Origin of the sequence: Paenibacillus sp. 102, from assembly GCF_039549175.1 — a bacterium.
Lineage (GTDB): Bacteria > Bacillota > Bacilli > Bacillales > Bacillaceae_G > Bacillus_A.
The window spans coordinates 1-20,990 of the sequence record NZ_JBCGHT010000026.1; the positions used below are offsets into that span (position 1 = coordinate 1).

Consider the following 20,990-nt stretch of genomic DNA (forward strand, 5'->3'; position numbering starts at 1 on the left):
TCAATAGTTTGGTGATGATGGCAGAGAGGTCACACCCGTTCCCATACCGAACACGGAAGTTAAGCTCTCTAGCGCCGATGGTAGTTGGGACCTTGTCCCTGTGAGAGTAGGACGTCGCCAAGCAATTAAAGCACGAGTCAATTGACTCGTGCTTTTTTATTTTTAGGTGAAAAAGTATTGTGAAGGAAAGTTTAATTTCAGTCTATGGATGACAAACACATTGCCCAAATGTGATTCATATTATATAACAAAACAATGTATATTTTTCGGAAAAGTGTCAAGGAATAGGAGTAAGTATATATTAATTCAAAATAGAAGGGGGGAATATCCTACATCGTTTTATTTACAGGAAAATGATGAGGATAAAGATATGGAAACAAAACATGAGGTTTGCATTGTATGTGAGAATAGGAAAGATGATGGGATACATGTACACACAAGTTTTATATGCGATGCTTGTGAACGAGACATGGTAGAAACTGAAACAAATGACCCTAAATATATACACTATTTAAAACAACTGCGAAAAATTCAAATATCATATTCTTAAATAGGCACATATGCCTATTATTTTTTTTGCTCTTATATATCTGTATAATAGGTATAGAATGAAAAGTAAGGAAGAGATGAATATGAATCAAAATCGAATACCGTTATATGAGGCGTTAATTCAGTTTAAAGATAAAAAGCCTCTATCTTTACACGTTCCAGGACATAAAAATGGTTTGAATTTTCCGGAGCAGGCACAATCCGGCTTTAGTGATGTACTTTCTATCGATGTAACAGAATTAACAGGATTAGATGATTTACATAGTCCGTTTGAATGTATAGATGAAGCACAGCAATTACTGGCCGATGTATATGGTGTGAAAAAGAGTTGTTTTTTAATTAATGGTTCTACAGTCGGAAATTTGGCAATGATTTTATCATGTTGCAAGGAGGATGATATTGTTCTTGTACAAAGAAATTGCCACAAATCTATTATCAATGGCTTGAAGTTAGCTGGAGTGAATCCAGTATTTTTAGAGCCTTGGATTGATGAATTGTATGGCGTGCCAGTGGGCGTTCAACATGAGGTCATTAAAAGAGCTATTGAACGATATCCAGAAGCCAGGGCATTGATTTTAACACATCCTAACTATTACGGTATGGGGATTGATTTAAAAGAAAGTATTATGTGTGCACACGCACATAAAATTCCTGTTTTAGTAGATGAGGCACATGGGGCCCATTTTTGTATAGGAGAGCCATTTCCTAAGTCAGCATTAGAATACGGTGCTGATATAGTTGTACACTCAGCGCATAAGACATTGCCTGCTATGACTATGGGTTCTTATTTACATATCAATAGTAATTTAGTGAATGCTGAGAAAGTTTCTTTCTATTTAAATATGTTACAATCTAGCAGCCCATCTTATCCAATTATGGCTTCATTAGATGTAGCGCGTTTTGCATTAGCGAATATGAAGAAGAAGGGCTGCCATGAAATTGTGGAGTTTGCGAGAGGATTTAGGGAAGAATTGCAGCGTATTCCACAAATCGCTGTTTTACAGTATCCTTTGCAGGATGAGCTCAAAGTTACGGTACAAACGCGCTGTGAGCTTTCTGGATACGAATTACAATCGATATTTGAAAAGATAGGTATATACGCAGAAATGGCAGATCCATTTAATGTTTTATTCATTTTACCATTGCAAGTAAATAAGCAGTATATAAAAGTAATAGAAGTAATACGTTCAGCATTACGTAATTATACGGTAACAGACAAGAAACCATCTATTCGGTATACTTACAAGGGGAACTCTTCTTCATTACCGTGTACTTATAAGCAATTAGAAAAGTATAAGAAAAAAGTTGTACCTTTAAAAGAAGCTGCTGGGATGATTGCAGCGGATATGGTTATTCCATATCCACCAGGCATTCCCTTACTTATGTACGGAGAGGAAATTACTACAGAACATATCGAACAAATTTCTTATTTAGAAGAAACGGGTGCTCGTTTTCAAGGAAATATAGAATATATGAATGTGTATGATATAGAAAGAAAGTAGGTTTTAGGATGAAGGGATTATTTGTAACAATTGAAGGGCCAGAGGGTTCAGGTAAATCGACATTAATTAAAAAGTTATTACCGTACTTTGAAAAGAAAGAACAAAAAGTAATAGCAACAAGAGAACCAGGTGGTATCGCAATTTCAGAAGAGATCCGAGAAATCTTACATAAACAAGAGTATACGATGATGGAGGCGCGTACAGAGGCATTGTTATATGCTGCAGCACGTAGACAGCATTTGGTAGAAAAAGTTATGCCAGCTTTGGAGAGAAACTACCTTGTATTATGTGATCGTTTTATTGATAGCTCACTTGCTTATCAAGGTTATGCAAGAGGTCTAGGTATTGATAAAATATTTGAAATTAATCGATTTGCAACAGAAGACTGTATGCCTAGTTTGACAATTTATCTAGATATTGAACCCGAGGTGGGCTTAGCACGCATTGAAAAGGATGCTAATCGTGAAGTGAATCGTTTAGATATGGAAAGTATGAAATTTCATGAGCGCGTTCGTGAGGGGTACTTACAGCTTGTAGATCGCTTTTCAAATCGCATAGTTGTTGTGAATGCAGATCAACCAATAGAAAAGATTATGGAAGAAGTTATTCAGCTTATAGAAGATAAATTGTTATAATAAAAGGAAAGTATAAAACAAGTGAGGTATGCATTATGACGAGGACGTGGGAGCAGCTTTCTGCTATACAACCCATTGGTGTAAAGATGTTGATGAATAGTATTGCAAAAGGGCGTATATCCCACGCTTATTTGTTAGAAGGCGCAAAAGGAACTGGAAAATATGAAACGGCAATTCAAATGGCAAAAAGTTTTCTTTGTTTACAAAGAAAAGGTGTAGAACCGTGTCATATATGTACGAACTGCCGGCGGATTGATTCAGGCAATCATCCGAATTTACACGTTGTAAAACCAGATGGGTTATCTATAAAAAAACAACAAATTCATGACTTGCAGGAAGAGTTTTCTAAAACGGGTTTAGAGGCAAATAAAAAGGTGTATATTATTGAGCATGCAGATCGAATGACGGCAAATGCTGCTAATACCTTATTGAAATTTTTAGAAGAACCAAGTAGTGATACAACGGCTATTTTACTTACTGAACAAAGTCATAAAATTTTAAATACGATTTTATCTCGTTGTCAGGTTGTAACATTTAGACCCCTCGCTGCAGAAGCCTTAATTGAGAGGTTACAAGCGGATGGAGTTGCAGTTTCTTTATCCACTCTCGCCGCACAACTTACCAATAGTTTTGAGGAAGCGTTATTGCTATGCAATGATGAATGGTTTGCACAAGCACGAACTTTAGTGATAAAATTATGTGAAGCGCTCGAAAAAGATACAACCTCTCTTTTTTTTGTACAAGAAAAGTGGGGAAAACACTTTGGAGAGAAGGAACAATTACAACAAGGTTTAGATATGCTACTCCTTATTTATAAGGATTTATTATATGTTCAACTAGGAGAGGAAAATCGTCTTGTCTTTCAAGATCAAAAGGAGATGTTTCATTCTTTCTCCTACGCTCAGAAGCGCATTGTATCAGCTCTTTTTAATATATTAGAAGCAAAAAATAGAATCAACGCTAATGTAAATGCGCAGCTTGTGTTCGAACAGTTAGTGTTGCGGTTGCAGGAGGGATGACCGTTTTGTATGATGTAGTAGGTGTTCGCTTTAAGAAGGCCGGAAAAGTGTATTACTTTGACCCGAATCAATTCGATATCTCAGAAAATGAATTTGTGATCGTGGAAACTGTACGAGGTATTGAATATGGGAAAGTAGTTATTACAAAAAAGCAAGTTGATGAAAACGATGTTGTACTACCGCTAAAGAAAGTTATTCGCATTGCGAATGAAAATGATCGGACAATTGTTGAAGAGAACAAACATGCTGCAAAAGAAGCATATCAAGTTTGTCAACAAAAGGTAGGGGAACACAAGCTTGATATGAAACTTGTAGATGTAGAATATACGTTTGATCGTAATAAGATCATTTTTTATTTTACAGCGGACGGTCGTATTGACTTCCGTGAGCTTGTAAAAGACTTAGCTGCAATTTTCCGGACAAGAATTGAGCTAAGACAAATTGGTGTTCGCGATGAAGCAAAAATGCTTGGTGGTATTGGCCCATGTGGTCGCATGCTTTGTTGTTCTACATTTTTAGGTGATTTTGAACCTGTATCCATTAAAATGGCGAAGGATCAAAATTTATCATTAAATCCTGCAAAAATTTCTGGCTTATGTGGCCGATTAATGTGTTGCTTAAAATATGAGAATGACGAATATGAAGCGGCAAAAGAGCAACTTCCTGATTTAGATCAACGTATACAAACACCGCATGGTCTTGGACGCGTCATCGGATTAAATATTTTAGAAAGATTAATTCAAGTGGAACTAGTAGACAAGGAACGGATAGTAGAATATACGTTAGATGAATTAATTAATGAAGGGGTCGTTTCGAGTCAAACCACAGATTAATGAGGTGGGTGCTTGTGGAGAAAAAGGATATTTTTGCAGCGGTTTCCAGTATGGAAGAGCAAATTGGCCATTTATATAAGCAGTTGGGAGAATTAAAGCAACATCTTGCAGAGTTACTTGAAGAAAACCAACATATTAAAATGGAAAATGAAAATTTGCGACGTCGTTTTGAAGAAATACAGGATAAGGAAAAGAAAAAAACTCAAAAACGAAAAGAAATGAAACCCAAAACGGATATTGGTGAAGGGTATGATAACTTAGCCCGTCTATATCAAGAAGGTTTCCATATCTGTAATTTACATTATGGAAGTGTACGTAAAGAAGGAGATTGTTTATTCTGTCTGTCATTTTTAAATAAAAAATGAAATTACCTTTCCAATATACTTGGAAAGGTAATTTTTTATACATGAGAATAAAGATAAGATGGAATAGTTTTTGCTTTTACGTAAATAGGGTAGGTTAAGTATAAGAAAGGGAATAGTATATGCACTTATATGAAGATGAACGTTTAGATTATTTACTAGCGGAAGAAATGAAAATTATTCAAAGTCCATCTGTGTTTAATTTCTCTTTAGATGCAGTGTTACTTGCAAATTTCGCGTGGGTTCCGATTCAAAAGGGGAATTTACTTGATTTATGTACAGGAAATGCTGTTATTCCGCTTTTATTAAGTACAAGAACAAAAGGTACGATTACAGGTGTAGAAATTCAAGAGCGTTTACATGATATGGGAATTAGAAGCGTTCAGTATAACAATCTGGAAGAAAGAATTCATTTAATACATGGAGATTTAAAAGATATGCCGGAAAGGCTGGGGCGTCATCAATATGATGTTGTAACATGTAACCCTCCCTACTTCCAAACACCAACAGCATCTGAGAAAAATATGAATGAACATTTAGCCATAGCTCGTCATGAAATTATGTGTACATTAGAAGATGTCGTATATGCTAGTAGTCAGCTTGTAAAGCAAGGTGGTAAGGTGGCGTTTGTTCATCGTCCGGGTCGATTACTGGATATTGTAACATTGATGAGAAAGTATAAGATTGAACCAAAGCGTGTGCAGTTTGTATATCCAAAGGCAGGGAAAGAAGCAAATACGCTACTAATAGAAGGAATTAAAGATGGAAATGCAGATTTGAAAATTTTACCGCCTCTTTTTGTATATGAGGAAGATAATGAGTATACAAAGGAGCTTCGTTCGATCTTATATGGAGAAAAATAAACATTATTTTTACGTAGTGGAATGCTCAGATAAGAGTTATTATGCAGGGTATACAAATAATTTAGAGAAACGAATTCAAACTCATAATAACGGGAAGGGAGCGCGTTACACTCGTGCTAGGCTTCCTGTCGTTTTAAAATATGTAGAGGTTCATGAAGAGAAAACGACAGCTATGCAAGCTGAATATCACTTTAAACAGTTAAAGCGAAAAGAAAAAGAAGCATATATGCAAAAAGGAGAACGTTATGTGGCAACAAAAAAGCTTTCAAGCAAATGAAAAGGGAGTCTTATATTTAGTTCCAACACCGATTGGTAATTTAGAAGATATGACGTTTCGCTCAATTCGGATATTGAAAGAGGCTGATATTATTGCAGCTGAAGATACGCGGCAGACGAAAAAGCTTTGTAACTATTTTGAAATTGAAACACCAGTTATGAGTTATCATGAGCATAATAAGGAAGTAAGTGGACAAAAAATTTTAGATAAGCTAGAAGATGGAAAAACAGTAGCGCTTGTAAGTGATGCTGGTATGCCTTGTATTTCTGATCCAGGCTACGACATTGTTGTAGAAGCCGTAGAGAATCAATATCATGTTATCCCACTTCCAGGGGCAAATGCTGCGCTTACGGCGTTGATTGCATCAGGGTTAGAAACGAGACATTTCTACTTTTATGGATTTTTGCAAAGAAATAAAAAAGAACGTAAGGCAGAATTAGAAAAACTTCGTTATGTTCCAACTACAATGATGTTCTATGAAGCGCCGCATCGGTTAGATGATACATTAATTTCTATGAGAGAAGTATTTGGAAATAGAGAGATTGTATTGTGCCGAGAGTTAACGAAAAAATTTGAGGAATTTATTCGTGGCTCGATAGAAGAAGCCATCGAATGGACAAAACAAAATGAAGTTCGTGGTGAATTTTGTATATTGGTATCTGGGTCAAAAGAGGAAGCTGCTCCAGAGGAACAATGGTGGGAATCTATATCAGTATACGACCATATTGAACATTATATAAACGAGCAAGGAATGTCTTCAAAGGATGCAATTAAAAAAGTTGCAAAAGAACGAGATTTGTCGAAACGAGACGTCTATCAAATATATCATGTCGATAAAAAATAAGCTTCTCATAATTGAGAAGCTTATTTTGCTGCTTGAATATATTGTTGAAGTTCGTTTAAGACTTGTTCAGCGCCTTCTTTGCTTAAAATAATTTTACCTTCAGCTAAAGAAAGGTTACCATCAGATACTTCACCAGTTACTTGGCAAGTCATGTTTGGCTTATATTTTTTTAGGATGATTTTTTCGTCATCAACGTAAATTTCAAGAGCATCCTTTTCAGCAATTCCTAATGTACGACGTAATTCAATCGGAATTACAACACGGCCTAATTCATCAACTTTACGAACGATACCAGTAGATTTCATATTCGTTATCCTCCTCATATTCTGTAAGTTTGCGAGTCTATATATTAATTCGTCATTTTTCGACAAAATACCCTATGAACATATGATACCAATCATTTACATTTCCGTCAATTCTTAAATTTTATATTTTATGAAAGAATTATAGATTTTTCTACTTCTTATATATAATAGAAAATGAAAGAATTACGCAAGTATTTTACTGTATTTTTAAATTTTATCAATAATTCAAATAAATAACTGTATATTTTTTTGAATATGAGTAATAGATGATAAAGATAATCGAGCATTAATTCGTTTTTATGCGTCAGTTTTTGATATACTATTTATAAATACATATGAGGTCATTTGGGAGGTTCAAAACAATGACAGAGGAAAATAAAACCTTTTATATTACTACTCCAATTTATTATCCAAGCGGAAAGCTTCATATTGGGCATGCTTATACAACGGTAGCAGGAGATGCAATGGCACGCTACAAGCGCATGCAAGGATATGATGTTCATTATTTAACAGGTACTGATGAGCATGGACAAAAGATTCAAAAGAAAGCAGAAGAACTACAAGTTACACCACAAGCATATGTTGATAACATTGTAGCAGGAATTAAAGAATTGTGGGAGAAAATGGACATTTCTTATGATGACTTTATTCGTACAACCGAAGATCGTCATAAGGAAGTTGTCGAAAAGATTTTTAAACAGCTTGTGGATCAAGGTGATATTTATCTTGATGAATATGAAGGATGGTACTCTGTACAGGATGAAACATTCTACACAGAACATCAACTTGTTGATCCGATTATGGAAGGCGACAAAGTAATCGGCGGAAAAAGTCCAGATAGTGGTCATGCTGTAGAACTTGTTCGCGAAGAATCTTATTTCTTTAGAATGGGTAAATATGTAGATCGACTACTCCAATTTTACGAAGAGAATCCACACTTTATCCAACCTGAATCCCGTAAAAATGAAATGATTAATAACTTCATTAAACCAGGTTTAGAAGATTTAGCAGTTTCTCGTACTTCTTTTGATTGGGGAATTCGTGTACCAGGTAATCCAAAACATGTTGTTTACGTATGGGTAGACGCATTATCTAATTACATTACAGCACTAGGATATGGAACAGATAATGAAGAGAAATATAAAAAGTATTGGCCAGCAGATGTTCATTTAGTAGGAAAAGAAATTGTTCGTTTCCATACAATTTATTGGCCAATTATTTTAATGGCACTAGATTTACCACTGCCGAAAAAGGTATTTGCTCATGGTTGGATTTTAATGAAAGATGGAAAAATGAGTAAATCAAAAGGTAATGTAGTTGACCCCGTTACGTTGATTGATCGCTATGGATTAGATGCATTGCGTTACTATTTACTTCGTGAAGTTCCATTTGGATCAGACGGTGTATTTACGCCAGAAGGTTTTGTTGAGCGAATTAACTTTGACCTTGCAAACGACTTAGGAAACTTATTAAATCGTACAGTAGCGATGATTGATAAGTATTTTAATGGAGAAATTCCTGCTTTTAAAGAAAATGTAACAGAGTTTGATGAAATATTAGTAGCGTTTGCACAAGATACATTGAAAAAAGTAGAAGAAGCAATGGAAAATATGGAGTTTTCAGTAGCATTAAGCTCCATTTGGCAATTGGTTAGCCGTACGAATAAATATATTGACGAAACAAAACCTTGGGTATTGGCAAAAGACGAGAATGATCGTAATAAACTTGCTTCTGTAATGGCACACCTTGCAGAAATGCTTCGCCAAACGGGTATTATGCTTATGCCATTCTTGACAGCAACACCAAGTAAAATCTTTGCGCAACTTGGCCTTACAGATGAAGCGTATCAATCTTGGAATAGTCTTTCTGCGATTGGTTGTATTCCAGCTGATACAAAAGTAGTCAAAGGACAGCCAATTTTCCCGCGCTTAGAGGTAGAAGTAGAGGTTGAATATATTAAAGAACAAATGAAAGGTTCTGCTCCTAAAGTGGAAGAGAAAAAGGAAGAGGAACCGAAAGCAGAAGAAATTACAATTGATGATTTCTTCAAAGTTGAATTGCGTGTGGCGGAAGTAATAGAAGCAGAACCTGTAAAAAAAGCAGATAAATTGTTAAAAATTCAACTTGATTTAGGTACAGAAAAGCGACAAGTTGTTTCTGGAATTGCTAAATTTTACACACCAGAAGAATTAAAAGGTAAAAAAGTTATTTGTGTAACGAATTTAAAACCAGTTAAATTACGTGGTGAATTATCACAAGGCATGATTTTAGCAGGTGAAGAAAACGGAGTACTTTCGTTAGCAACAATTGATCAAAATTTACCAAATGGTACAAAAATCAAGTAGTCTTGACAAAATAAGAGATGTTTCACGTGTAACATTCGTGAAGCATCTTTTTTCTTGTCAGGAATTTTTTTAAAAGTTCCCTTTTTGTATTAAGATTGTACTATTGTTGTCGTTACGTTGTTAGGGAAGATTAACTATGATAGGGTTTATTTCAAATAAAAGGAGATATTTATTATGTTGTTTGATACACATTCACATTTAAATGCAGAGCAATTTGAGGAAGATTTACAGGAAGTTATTGTAAGGATGAAAGAAGTTGGAGTTTCGTATACAGTTGTTGTTGGTTTTGATGAAGTAACAATAAAAAAAGCAATTGATCTTGCAGAAACATATGACTTTATTTATGCAGCGGTTGGTTGGCATCCTGTTGATGCAATTGATATGACAGAAGAGCATTTAGTTTGGTTAGAAGAATTAGCAACACATCCAAAAGTTGTTGCTCTTGGTGAAATGGGATTAGATTATCATTGGGACAAATCTCCGAAAGAAATACAGAAAGAAGTATTTCGTAAACAAATTCAGTTGGCAAAGAAAGTGAAGTTGCCTATTATTATACATAATCGGGATGCAACGCAAGATATCGTGGATATTCTAGAAGAAGAAAATGCAGCTGAGGTAGGAGGAATTATGCATTGCTTTAGTGGCAGTGTAGAAGTGGCCAAGCAATGTGTTGATATGAATTTCTTAATTTCATTGGGTGGGCCAGTAACCTTCAAAAATGCAAAGAAACCGAAAGAAGTTGCAATGGAAATTCCAATGGAAAAGTTATTGATAGAAACGGATTGTCCATACTTAACGCCACATCCGTTTCGTGGTAAACGAAATGAGCCAAGCTATGTGAAACTTGTGGCAGAAGAAATTGCTAACTTAAAAGGTATTTCATATGAAGAAGTCGCAAAGGTAACTACAGAAAATGCAAAAGTTTTATTTGGTATTGAATAAAAAAGGATAGGGTTCCATTCTTTTCTTTTATCTTATCTTTTTTGTATTGTCACCTTGGAATGAAAAGGATAAAAGAAGGAAAATGCAATTTAGTTAATTGGCCGATACATTTATGGGGAAGAAAACAAGTAAAGATTAAAGTGTTACAATAAGAAGAGTAGGCAGAGGATTTTTTCTCCTCTGCTTTTTAAATTGTATTAATGGGAAAATAATAATGGAAAAGTATTCGTTTTTTTGTTTTACTAAGTAGAGACGAAATGAGTGTGGAGGCAGTCATGAAAATTAAAGAGATTATCGTTGTAGAAGGTAAAGATGATACAGTTGCAATTAAGCGTGCTGTTGATGCAGATACAATTGAGACGAACGGTTCAGCAATCGGTGATCATGTCATTGAGCAAGTAAAATTGGCACAGCAAAAACGAGGCGTTATTATTTTGACAGACCCTGATTATCCAGGAGAGCGTATTCGGAAAATTATTTCGGAGAAGGTTCCGGGTTGTAAGCATGCTTTCTTACCGAAAGAAGAGGCGCTTGCAAAAAGAAAAAAAGGAGTCGGGATTGAACATGCTTCCAATGAGTCCATTCGCCGTGCTTTAGAAAATATTCACGAAGAAATGGAAGCTTATACGAGCGAAATTAGTTGGAGTGACTTAGTAGATGCTGGTTTAGTGGGTGGAGAGCAGGCAAAAAGTCGTAGAGAAAAAATGGGTAAACTATTAAAGATTGGTTATACAAATGCAAAGCAGTTACATAAACGTTTACAAATGTTTCAAGTTTCAAAAGAAGCATTTGCGGAAGCATATAAACAAGTATTACAGGAGGAAAAGAAATGAAGGATATCGCAACACCAAATCGTACGAAAGACATTGTTGAAAAGTACGGATTTTCATTCAAAAAGAGTTTGGGACAAAATTTTTTAATTGATACAAATGTATTAAATCGTATTGTCGATTATGCAGAAATCGGATCAGAGAGCGGAGCCATTGAAATTGGTCCTGGTATTGGAGCGTTAACAGAGCAATTAGCAAAACGTGCTAAAAAGGTAGTAGCCTTTGAAATTGATCAACGATTATTGCCAATTTTAGATGAGACGTTAGCTCCTTATGGTAATGTAACTGTTATTAATAAGGATATTTTAAAGGCAGATGTGCATGAGGTATTTGAAGAGCAATTTGAAGAAGGACAAGACGTAATGGTGGTAGCTAATTTACCGTATTATGTTACAACACCAATTTTATTTAAGTTGCTTGAAGAAAAGCTACCAGTTCGTGGATTTGTTGTTATGATGCAAAAGGAAGTAGGCGATCGTTTAGCAGCGAAACCAGGCACGAAAGATTATGGTTCTTTATCTATTGCAATCCAATATTATACGGAAGTAGAAACAGTGATGACTGTTCCTCGTACTGTATTTGTACCACAACCAAATGTAGATTCTGCGGTTATTCGTCTTTTAAAACGTCCAAAACCAATTGTAGAAGTGAAAGATGAGAAGTTTTTCTTTGAGGTAGTACGAGCAAGCTTTGCACAACGTCGTAAAACATTGATGAATAACTTATCAAATAATCTAAACGGTTTCCCGAAAGATAAAGAGTTATTAGAGCGTATTTTAACAGAAGTAGGCATTGATCCAAAACGACGAGGCGAAACGTTATCAATTGAAGAATTCGCAGCGCTGAGCAATGCGTTAATCTCTCATAAATAATAAAAGGACAGCTTGAATCGAGCTGTCCTTTTTGTCACCCTTTTCACTCTAAATTCATACGTTAAAAACAGAACATGGTTAGTGAGATGGCCTAATGAGTTTGGAGGTAGGATGATGGCTGTACATGTGGGAGATTTAGTGGAACGACAATCTTATAATCGAGATATTCTTTTTCGTATTACCGAAATAAAAGGTGAAATTGCAATATTGTTTGGAGAAGAAGTTAGGCTTATAGCAGATGCACCGCTTGAAGATTTAATTGTCATTGATCAGCGTGAGTATAAAAAAAGAGCAAAGCGTGAAAAGGAAACGATGGAGCAAACATATCGTCTGTTTCATCAGGACTACGTCTTGATGAAGCAACGTCACGAACACAATTCTACAGGTGGATATACGAGTGAAGTTAATTATTTTCAAATGCCAGGTAGGGTTTTGCATATAGATGGAGACCCATTATATTTACGGAAATGTTTAGATTTATATACAAAGATAGGTGTTCCAGTTCAAGGGATACATTGTAAAGAAACAGAAATGCATGAAAAGGTAGTTGATTTAATCGATCATTTTCGTCCAGATATTTTAGTAATTACAGGACATGATGCATATACAAAATCAAAAGGAGTTATGGGAGATTTAGCGGCTTACCGTCATTCTCGGCATTTTGTACAGGCTGTTCGGGAAGTAAGGAAAAAATACCCTTCTTTAGATCAACTTGTAATTTTCGCTGGGGCATGTCAGTCTCATTTTGAAGCTTTAATTCGAGCTGGTGCTAATTTTGCTAGCTCACCATCTCGTATTAATATTCATGCATTGGATCCAGTATATGTAGTGGGAAAGATTAGTTTTACTTCATTTATGGAACGCGTAAACGTATGGGATGTTGTTCGAAATACCATTACTGGGCAAAAAGGTCTCGGTGGTATTGAGACAAGAGGACTTTTACGAACAGGGTTGCCTTTTCAGTATTATGAAGAGTAAGCAAGGTATATATGTACTTTGCTTTTTTTTATGGATGAATATGTACCTTAAACAAGGATTTGTAAGTGTTTGGATAAAAAAAGATAAGAACGTACAGACTATACAATGATACTTTTACAATATAGTAATTCTTCTATCTATTCGAGCGCATTAGGTTCTTGCGAAGATATTGTCCGTTATGTATAGGAAATGATTGGGATAGATATACCATGTATTTATGTATTCACTCTAAATTACAGTGAGGTGTAGCAAAGTATATGTCAAAACGTTTAGATGAAATTAAAAGTGAATTAGATCATCATCTTGGGAAGCGCCTTATGTTAAAGGCGAATAGTGGAAGAAGAAAAACAGTGGAACAATCAGGTGTACTAGCAGAAACTTACCGTTCTGTTTTTGTGGTACAGTTAGATCAACAAGAGGATACATTGCAGCGTGTGTCCTATAGCTATGCAGATGTTTTAACAGAGACGGTGGAATTAACGTTTTATGATGACCCTCATAACGAGGTTATTTTAGGATAATTACCTATCTTGTTACATATATTCCCATAAATAAAGAAGGGCATTTTTTTGTAAACTAATTATACCGTAGCAAAATAAGGAGGGAACCTGCATTGAGTAGACGAAGAGGAGTCATGTCAAATCAGTTTAAAGAAGAGCTTGCAAAAGAGCTTGGATTTTATGATGTTGTTCAGAAAGAAGGATGGGGCGGAATTCGTGCGAAAGATGCTGGGAATATGGTGAAACGGGCCATTGAGATTGCAGAGCAGCAATTAATGAAACAAAACCAGTAGTTGTAAGATAACTTCTATGCTACGGTAGCCGAGGAGAAATTCCTCGGCTTTTTGCACGCTAAAAGGTATCATCATTTTGCATAAGTAGTTTCATTCTGAATGCTTTTCGTTATAATTAGGGAAGTTTCATCGTCTTACTATAAATTTATGGTAAAATAAACGATAAAAGATTGAGTACATAGAGTGGGTGAATAGATTGAAGCTACTAGTGAAAGCACCAGCAAAGATTAATCTGTCGTTAGATGTACTAGGGAAAAGAAAAGACGGTTATCATGAAGTGAAAATGATTATGACAACAATCGACTTAGCAGATCGTTTAGAGCTAACGGAGTTATCAGAAGACCGTATCGAAATTGTATCCCATAATCGGTATGTCCCAGACGACCAACGTAATTTGGCTTATCAAGCAGCGAAATTATTAAAAGAGAGATTTCAAGTGAAGAAAGGCGTATCTATTTCTATTGAAAAAACAATTCCAGTGGCAGCAGGATTAGCGGGTGGCAGCAGCGATGCAGCTGCTACATTACGAGGACTTAATAAGTTATGGAATTTAGGTTTGAAAATAGATGAACTAGCGGAACTTGGAGCAGAAATTGGATCTGATGTATCCTTTTGTGTATATGGTGGAACAGCGATTGCCACAGGAAGAGGGGAAAAGATTGAACATATAAAGACACCTCCTTCTTGTTGGGTTATTTTAGCTAAGCCTCACATCGGTGTATCTACTGCTGACGTATACGGAAACTTACAATTAAATCGCGTTACACATCCAGAGGTAGAACAGATGGTTGAATACATTAATAGTGGCGACTATAAAGGGATTTGTGGTGCTGTTGGAAATGTACTAGAGGATGTGACATTTAAGATGCACCCTGAAGTTGCGCGTATTAAGGCACAGATGAAGCGCTTTGGTGCAGATGCAGTTTTAATGAGTGGTAGTGGACCAACGGTATTTGGATTAGTACATCATGATTCACGTATGCATCGTATTTATAATGGTTTAAAAGGATTTTGTGAACAAGTATATGCAGTACGTCTATTAGGAGAGCGAGAAACCCTTGAATAAAGACGTATAATACGTTATGATTTGTTTAGAATATTCGTGATTTGGGGTGAGAGTGTGAAAATTAGACGGAGTACAAGACTAGTCGATATGACTTACTATTTATTGCAAAATCCTCGTCAGTTAGTTTCTCTCACTTTTTTTGCTGAACGGTATCAATCAGCTAAGTCTTCTATTAGTGAAGATTTAGTTATTATTAAACAAACGTTTGAACAACAAGGGGTCGGCACATTGCAAACGATACCAGGTGCAGCAGGAGGAGTGAAATATATTCCATATATAAGTGAAGAAGAAGCAAATCAGATTATTAATGAGCTTTGTAGCTTATTTGAGAATCCAGATCGTATCCTTCCAGGTGGATACTTATATATGACGGATCTTTTAAGTAATCCGCGTTATATCAATGGGGCAGGTCGCCTTTTTGCTTCTGTATTTGCAAGGCAGTCAATTGATGCGGTTATGACGGTAGCAACAAAAGGGATTCCACTTGCATATGCGGTAGCAAATTATTTAGATGTACCTGTGGTAATTGCAAGAAAAGATAATAAGGTAACAGAAGGACCGACAGTTAGCATTAACTATGTATCGGGTTCATCTAAGCGCATTCAAACAATGACTTTAGCAAAACGTAGTCTTCCAGAAGGAGCTAATGTTTTAATTGTTGATGACTTTATGAAAGCCGGAGGAACAATTCAAGGCATGATTAGTATGCTAGAAGAGTTTAATGCTAATGTTGTTGGAATCGGCGTGTTAGTAGAATCAACAGATATTGAAGAAAGACTTATTAATAACTTTGTTTCTTTAATCCGTTTATCAGAAGTAGATATTAAAGAGAAAACAATTCAAGTGGAAAAAGGGAATTATTCACTTGTACCATTTGACGAAGGGCTTGTAGAAGCTGAATAAAAAGGTAAAGCATAAGCTTTATCTTTTTTTGTAAATGAAAGTGTTAGTAGGCGGTAAGCCTTTTCTTATATATAAATGCAAATTGAAAAAACGACATAAACCCTATTTTTTTTAGGTTGGAGAGAGAATCCGATCATGCATAGAAGGGGTCAAATCCTCTTCCTATCCCATACCAAATAAAAAAGGAGAAAACGAGTTCAGGTAACTTTGTGTTCTTCGAGGCAGCGACTTATATGTTGGAAATTCAAAGTGGATTTAAACGGCTAAAGTCTTACCGCCTACTAGCAAGGTACCTTCTATTTGTTTTAGCATAGGTGAACTAAGTTTGTAGGGATAAATTATTTTTGAGAGTAACAATAAAATAATAAAAGGGTGAGAAAATATGAAAGTAGTTCAAACAAATCAAGCACCACAAGCAATTGGTCCATATTCACAAGGGATTATCGTAAATAATATGTTTTATAGCTCAGGACAAATTCCATTAACAGCAGGTGGAGAGCTTGTAACAGGTGATGTAAAAGTGCAGACAGAACAAGTATTTCAAAATTTACAGGCTGTATTAGAAGAAGCGGGAGCGTCATTTGATACAGTTGTAAAAACAACTGTATTTTTAAAAGATATGGATGATTTTAATGATGTAAACGAAGTGTATGGGACATATTTTTCCACACATAAACCAGCTCGTTCTTGTGTACAAGTTGCAAAATTACCGAAAGATGTTTCCGTCGAAATTGAAGTAATTGCCCTTATAAAATAAATAATTGTAAGCGGTAACGTCCAATAATTCTTATATTCCATTAAAATAAAAATTTTTATCTTAAAAATTTTTAAAAAATTAGAGGGAAAATAGAAAATATGTGGAATTTATACAAACATATCGCTTATTTAGAAAAGGGTGGTGAACACAAGATGGAAGTGACTGACGTAAGATTACGCCGCGTAAACACAGAAGGCCGTATGAGAGCGATTGCCTCTATTACTCTAGACCATGAATTTGTTGTTCATGATATTCGTGTAATTGATGGCAATAATGGATTATTTGTAGCAATGCCAAGTAAACGTACTCCAGATGGGGAGTTCCGTGATATTGCACATCCGATTAATTCTAATACACGCTCTAAAATTCAAGATGCGGTTTTAACTGAGTATCACCGTTTAGGCGAGTTAGAAGAAGTTGAGTTTGAAGAAGCAGGAGCTTCGTAAAATTCGAATAAAAAGAGCTTGAATAAAAAGAGCTCTATAATTTTGTAACAAACTCCTGTAAACACTTACAGGAGTTTGTTTTTTATTTGTAAATTCATTTTGGTTTCCTGACACCTAAGTTCCGGCTATGAAAATAAAAGAAGATCTCTAATCGCTTACTCCGTTTGTTTTCACATGACACGGGATCCCCAAAGGCCCTAACCGCTACTATGCAGGGGCGGATGCTCTTTCCCACCCAAAAAGAAAGGTTTTATATTTATTTTGAATAAAACCTTCCGCTAATTAAAGCTTCACTTTATTGTCCACGTTATATGTAAACTTCTAATTTCTTCAAAATCATTCGAAATAGTATATCTTATTTCCTAAAAAAAGATACTAAAGAGTAAAACATCTTCTAAGAAGTATGGTAAAATTTAATAGTTATGCTGTGTTTCTTGAAATATATAGTGATTTAGGATAATATCTTTAATGGATAAATAGGTTGCGATGGAGGGTCTATATGTCAAACAGATTTGCAGTGATTCTAGCTGCAGGTAAAGGCACACGTATGAAGTCCAAGCTATACAAAGTGCTTCATCCTGTATGCGGAAAACCAATGGTACAGCATGTAGTCGATCAAGTATCTCAATTAGGATTGCAGAAACTTGTAACGGTAGTTGGACATGGTGCTGAAAAAGTACAAGAACAACTAGGGAACGTAAGTGAATTTGCATTACAAGCAGAACAACTTGGTACAGCACATGCTGTTGATCAAGCTGCTGATGTACTTGCAAATGAAGAAGGAACAACTTTAGTTATTTGTGGTGATACACCACTTATAACAGCAGAAACAATGGAAGCATTGTTAAAGCATCATGAAGAAGCAGGGGCGAAGGCGACAGTGCTAACGGCATACATAGAAGAACCTGCTGGATATGGCCGCATTGTTCGTAATGAAAATGGTCATGTTGAAAAAATCGTTGAGCATAAAGATGCAAATGAAGTAGAGCTATCTATTAAAGAAATTAATACAGGTACGTATTGTTTTGATAATAAAGCACTATTTGCTTCACTTTCTAAAGTTTCAAATGATAACGTACAAGGTGAATACTACCTTCCAGATGTTATTGAAATTTTGAAAAATGAAGGTCATATTGTATCAGCTTATCAAACGGAGCATTTCGATGAAACGTTAGGTGTTAACGACAGAGTCGCTCTATCGCAAGCGGAAATTATTATGAAGAATCGTATCAATCATAAGAACATGTTGAATGGTGTTACAATTATTGATCCAAGTAACACATACATTTCTGCGGATGCAATTATTGGTAGTGATACAGTTCTTCATCCAGGAACGATTATTGAGGGTAAAACTGTAATTGGTTCTGATTGTGAAATTGGTCCACATACAGTGGTGCGCGATAGTGAAATTGGAGATCAGACAACAATTCGTCAATCTACTGTACATGATAGTAAAATTGGTACGGAAGTTTCAGTCGGCCCATTTGCACATATTCGCCCAGATTCAGTCATCGGTAATGAAGTACGCGTTGGAAACTTCGTGGAAATTAAAAAGACTGTTTTTGGTAATAGAAGTAAAGCTTCACACTTAAGTTATATCGGGGATACACAAGTTGGAGAAGACGTGAATCTTGGTTGTGGTTCAATTACGGTGAACTACGATGGAAAGAATAAATTCAAAACAGTTATTGGAGATGGCGTATTTATTGGTTGTAATTCAAACCTTGTTGCTCCTGTAACAGTTGAAGATGGTGCTTATGTTGCGGCAGGCTCTACAATTACAGAGAATGTTCCATCAAAAGCATTATCAATTGCACGTGCACGTCAAGTTAACAAAGAAGACTATGTTGATCAATTGCTGAATAAGAAAAAATCATAATGTGGAGGGTTAATCTAGATGTCGACTCAATATCTAAATTCTAATTTGAAAGTATTCTCTTTAAACTCTAATAAGGAACTTGCTGAGCAAATTGCAAAGCACATTGGAGTAGGCTTAGGAAAATGTTCTGTTGACCGTTTTAGTGATGGAGAAGTTCAAATTAACATTGAAGAAAGTATTCGTGGTTGCGATGTATTCATTATTCAATCTACAAGCTTCCCAGTAAACGAACATATCATGGAATTACTTATTATGATTGATGCATTAAAACGTGCATCTGCAAAAACAATCAATATTGTTATTCCTTATTATGGTTATGCGCGTCAAGACCGTAAAGCGCGCTCTCGTGAGCCAATTACATCGAAACTTGTAGCAAACTTGCTTGAAACAGCAGGTGCAACTCGTGTAATCACTCTAGATTTACATGCTCCACAAATTCAAGGATTCTTTGATATCCCAATCGACCACTTAATGGGTGTACCGATTCTTTCTGATTACTTTGAGACAAAAGGTCTTAAAGATATCGTAATCGTATCTCCTGACCACGGTGGTGTAACACGTGCAAGAAAAATGGCGGACCGCCTAAAAGCGCCGATCGCTATTATTGATAAACGTCGTCCACGTCCGAATGTGTCGGAAGTTATGAATATCATTGGTAACATTGAAGGTAAGACAGCAATTTTAATTGATGACATCATTGATACAGCTGGTACAATTACATTAGCAGCAAACGCTCTTGTTGAGAACGGTGCTTCTGAAGTATATGCTTGCTGTACACACCCAGTTTTATCTGGTCCAGCAATTGAGCGTATCCAAAACTCAAATATTAAAGAGTTAGTTGTAACAAACTCTATTGTATTACCGGAAGAGAAGAAAATTGATAAAGTACACGAGCTTTCTGTTGCTCCATTGATCGGAGAAGCAATCATTCGTGTTTATGAAGAAGAATCAGTGAGTGTATTATTCAATTAATTGGATAGAATGAGACGTAACCAAATTTGGTTACGTCTTTTCGTATCGTAAAAAGAAAGTAGTGGTACAAGAATGAAATTAATAGTAGGACTTGGGAACCCGGGTAGAGAATATGAATTAACAAGGCATAATATCGGATTTATGGGAATTGATGAGCTTGCGAAACGATGGGGCATTTCTTTAAATGAACAAAAGTTTAAAGGTATGTATGGTTCAGGTTTTGTTAATGGTGAAAAAGTAATTTTATTAAAGCCGCTTACGTATATGAATTTATCTGGAGAAAGCATTCGTCCACTTATGGATTACTATAAAATTGATGTAGAAGATTTTGTTGTCATGTATGACGATTTAGATATTCCAGTGGGTAAATTGCGTCTTCGTATGAAAGGTAGTGCTGGCGGGCATAATGGTGTGAAGTCAACAATTTCTCATTTGGGTACGCAGGAGTTCCAGCGCATTCGTATGGGAATCGATCGCCCGAAAAATGGCATGAAGGTAGTGGATTATGTATTAGGTCGATTTACAACAGAAGAAATAACTGATGTAAATCAATCTATTGCAAAGGCTGCGGATGCATGTGAAGAATGGCTAAAGAAACCATTTCTTCAAATTATGAATACTTTTAATAGTTAATGTCTTAAATTGGAATATTTTATGTTATTTCTATCCATACTAATAGTAATTGTACATTTAGGAGGATAGTATGGACGGACATTATTACTGCAGACATTGTGGGTGTAACATAGGTTCCATTACCGTAGAAAAGGTGTATAGCAAAGTTTTATTTCAACTAACAGAGCAAGAACGGTTGGATATGATTCATTTTCATGAAAATGGAAATATATATATAAAAACGATTTGTGAATCGTGCCAAGAAACGCTCTCATCTCATCCTGAGTACTATGAGTATGAAAAGTTTTTGCAATAAAATGTTGTCGCTTTGGCGTGTCCAAAGCATTTTTCTGTTTTCTTTTTCCAAAATATTTGCATAAAAATATATTAACTTGCTCTTTATGTT

25 protein-coding genes and 1 rRNA gene are annotated in these 20,990 nt (G+C 35.6%); 25 read left to right on the forward strand and 1 reads right to left on the reverse strand.

The window, feature by feature from the left end; genetic code table 11:
- Positions 1–7 precede the first annotated feature (7 nt).
- From rrf to rsmI, 10 genes are all read left to right on the forward strand, one after another.
- A 5S ribosomal RNA gene (gene rrf / locus AAIE21_RS26820) occupies positions 8–123 on the forward strand.
- A 247-nt stretch (positions 124–370) separates the two neighbouring features.
- Positions 371–550 (forward strand): sigma factor G inhibitor Gin, encoded by a 180-nt coding sequence (locus AAIE21_RS26825; RefSeq protein WP_343269509.1) that lies wholly within the window; start codon positions 371–373, stop codon positions 548–550.
- Positions 551–632: 82 nt separating this feature from the next.
- Entirely contained in the window at positions 633–2,051 is a 1,419-nt protein-coding gene (locus AAIE21_RS26830) for an aminotransferase class I/II-fold pyridoxal phosphate-dependent enzyme (protein WP_343269510.1), read from the forward strand.
- Between the two features lie 8 nt (positions 2,052–2,059).
- Entirely contained in the window at positions 2,060–2,686 is a 627-nt protein-coding gene (gene tmk, locus AAIE21_RS26835) for a dTMP kinase (RefSeq protein ID WP_343269511.1), read from the forward strand.
- A 35-nt stretch (positions 2,687–2,721) separates the two neighbouring features.
- A complete protein-coding gene (gene holB, locus AAIE21_RS26840; protein ID WP_343269512.1) occupies positions 2,722–3,705 on the forward strand; it encodes a DNA polymerase III subunit delta' in 984 nt (327 codons plus the stop codon).
- Positions 3,706–3,710: 5 nt separating this feature from the next.
- Entirely contained in the window at positions 3,711–4,538 is an 828-nt protein-coding gene (locus AAIE21_RS26845; RefSeq protein WP_003194202.1) for a PSP1 domain-containing protein, read from the forward strand.
- 14 nt (positions 4,539–4,552) lie between these two features.
- Complete coding sequence (yabA, locus tag AAIE21_RS26850; protein WP_343269513.1) at positions 4,553–4,903, forward strand: DNA replication initiation control protein YabA; 351 nt, start codon at positions 4,553–4,555, stop codon at positions 4,901–4,903.
- A gap of 119 nt (positions 4,904–5,022) precedes the next feature.
- Complete coding sequence (locus AAIE21_RS26855; RefSeq protein ID WP_343269514.1) at positions 5,023–5,763, forward strand: tRNA1(Val) (adenine(37)-N6)-methyltransferase; 741 nt, start codon at positions 5,023–5,025, stop codon at positions 5,761–5,763.
- Positions 5,750–6,040 (forward strand): GIY-YIG nuclease family protein, encoded by a 291-nt coding sequence (locus AAIE21_RS26860; protein WP_343269548.1) that lies wholly within the window; start codon positions 5,750–5,752, stop codon positions 6,038–6,040. The genes AAIE21_RS26855 and AAIE21_RS26860 overlap by 14 nt, the downstream gene beginning before the upstream one ends.
- Positions 6,009–6,884, forward strand: coding sequence for a 16S rRNA (cytidine(1402)-2'-O)-methyltransferase (gene rsmI, locus AAIE21_RS26865; protein WP_343269515.1), 876 nt, complete (start codon positions 6,009–6,011; stop codon positions 6,882–6,884). The genes AAIE21_RS26860 and rsmI overlap by 32 nt, the downstream gene beginning before the upstream one ends.
- 20 nt (positions 6,885–6,904) lie before the next feature.
- Here rsmI and AAIE21_RS26870 read toward each other — a convergent pair whose 3' ends face one another.
- Positions 6,905–7,189 (reverse strand): AbrB/MazE/SpoVT family DNA-binding domain-containing protein, encoded by a 285-nt coding sequence (locus AAIE21_RS26870; protein WP_026593102.1) that lies wholly within the window; start codon positions 7,187–7,189, stop codon positions 6,905–6,907.
- 362 nt (positions 7,190–7,551) lie between these two features.
- On the opposite strand from AAIE21_RS26870, the gene metG reads away from it, so the two are divergent.
- The 15 genes from metG (at position 7,552) to AAIE21_RS26945 (ending at position 20,900) form a co-directional block, all read left to right on the forward strand.
- Positions 7,552–9,534 (forward strand): methionine--tRNA ligase, encoded by a 1,983-nt coding sequence (metG, locus tag AAIE21_RS26875; protein WP_481858720.1) that lies wholly within the window; start codon positions 7,552–7,554, stop codon positions 9,532–9,534.
- Positions 9,535–9,708: 174 nt separating this feature from the next.
- Positions 9,709–10,476, forward strand: a complete 768-nt coding sequence (locus AAIE21_RS26880) for a TatD family hydrolase (RefSeq protein ID WP_343269517.1) — start codon at positions 9,709–9,711, stop codon at positions 10,474–10,476.
- Positions 10,477–10,751: 275 nt separating this feature from the next.
- The gene (gene rnmV / locus AAIE21_RS26885) at positions 10,752–11,309 is read left to right on the forward strand and encodes a ribonuclease M5 (protein WP_343269518.1); all 558 of its coding nucleotides are present in this window, start codon (positions 10,752–10,754) and stop codon (positions 11,307–11,309) included.
- Positions 11,306–12,178 (forward strand): 16S rRNA (adenine(1518)-N(6)/adenine(1519)-N(6))-dimethyltransferase RsmA, encoded by an 873-nt coding sequence (rsmA, locus tag AAIE21_RS26890; protein ID WP_343269519.1) that lies wholly within the window; start codon positions 11,306–11,308, stop codon positions 12,176–12,178. The genes rnmV and rsmA overlap by 4 nt, the downstream gene beginning before the upstream one ends.
- Before the next feature lie 114 nt (positions 12,179–12,292).
- Entirely contained in the window at positions 12,293–13,156 is an 864-nt protein-coding gene (gene yabG / locus AAIE21_RS26895; RefSeq protein ID WP_343269520.1) for a sporulation peptidase YabG, read from the forward strand.
- Between the two features lie 257 nt (positions 13,157–13,413).
- Complete coding sequence (veg, locus tag AAIE21_RS26900) at positions 13,414–13,677, forward strand: biofilm formation stimulator Veg (protein WP_026593109.1); 264 nt, start codon at positions 13,414–13,416, stop codon at positions 13,675–13,677.
- A 113-nt stretch (positions 13,678–13,790) separates the two neighbouring features.
- Complete coding sequence (locus AAIE21_RS26905; protein WP_000070632.1) at positions 13,791–13,949, forward strand: small, acid-soluble spore protein, alpha/beta type; 159 nt, start codon at positions 13,791–13,793, stop codon at positions 13,947–13,949.
- Between the two features lie 196 nt (positions 13,950–14,145).
- Entirely contained in the window at positions 14,146–15,015 is an 870-nt protein-coding gene (gene ispE / locus AAIE21_RS26910; RefSeq protein WP_343269521.1) for a 4-(cytidine 5'-diphospho)-2-C-methyl-D-erythritol kinase, read from the forward strand.
- A 54-nt stretch (positions 15,016–15,069) separates the two neighbouring features.
- Positions 15,070–15,918, forward strand: coding sequence for a pur operon repressor (gene purR, locus AAIE21_RS26915; protein ID WP_343269522.1), 849 nt, complete (start codon positions 15,070–15,072; stop codon positions 15,916–15,918).
- Positions 15,919–16,300: 382 nt separating this feature from the next.
- Complete coding sequence (locus AAIE21_RS26920; RefSeq protein WP_336454065.1) at positions 16,301–16,675, forward strand: RidA family protein; 375 nt, start codon at positions 16,301–16,303, stop codon at positions 16,673–16,675.
- Between the two features lie 152 nt (positions 16,676–16,827).
- On the forward strand, positions 16,828–17,121 hold the full coding sequence (gene spoVG, locus AAIE21_RS26925; protein WP_000454042.1) for a septation regulator SpoVG: 294 nt from the start codon (positions 16,828–16,830) through the stop codon (positions 17,119–17,121).
- A 499-nt stretch (positions 17,122–17,620) separates the two neighbouring features.
- Positions 17,621–19,000 (forward strand): bifunctional UDP-N-acetylglucosamine diphosphorylase/glucosamine-1-phosphate N-acetyltransferase GlmU, encoded by a 1,380-nt coding sequence (gene glmU / locus AAIE21_RS26930; RefSeq protein ID WP_343269523.1) that lies wholly within the window; start codon positions 17,621–17,623, stop codon positions 18,998–19,000.
- Between the two features lie 18 nt (positions 19,001–19,018).
- Positions 19,019–19,972, forward strand: a complete 954-nt coding sequence (locus tag AAIE21_RS26935; RefSeq protein WP_000107420.1) for a ribose-phosphate diphosphokinase — start codon at positions 19,019–19,021, stop codon at positions 19,970–19,972.
- Between the two features lie 72 nt (positions 19,973–20,044).
- Complete coding sequence (pth, locus tag AAIE21_RS26940) at positions 20,045–20,605, forward strand: aminoacyl-tRNA hydrolase (RefSeq protein WP_343269524.1); 561 nt, start codon at positions 20,045–20,047, stop codon at positions 20,603–20,605.
- Between the two features lie 70 nt (positions 20,606–20,675).
- A complete protein-coding gene (locus AAIE21_RS26945; protein ID WP_033678183.1) occupies positions 20,676–20,900 on the forward strand; it encodes an anti-sigma-F factor Fin family protein in 225 nt (74 codons plus the stop codon).
- Positions 20,901–20,990: the final 90 nt, after the last annotated feature.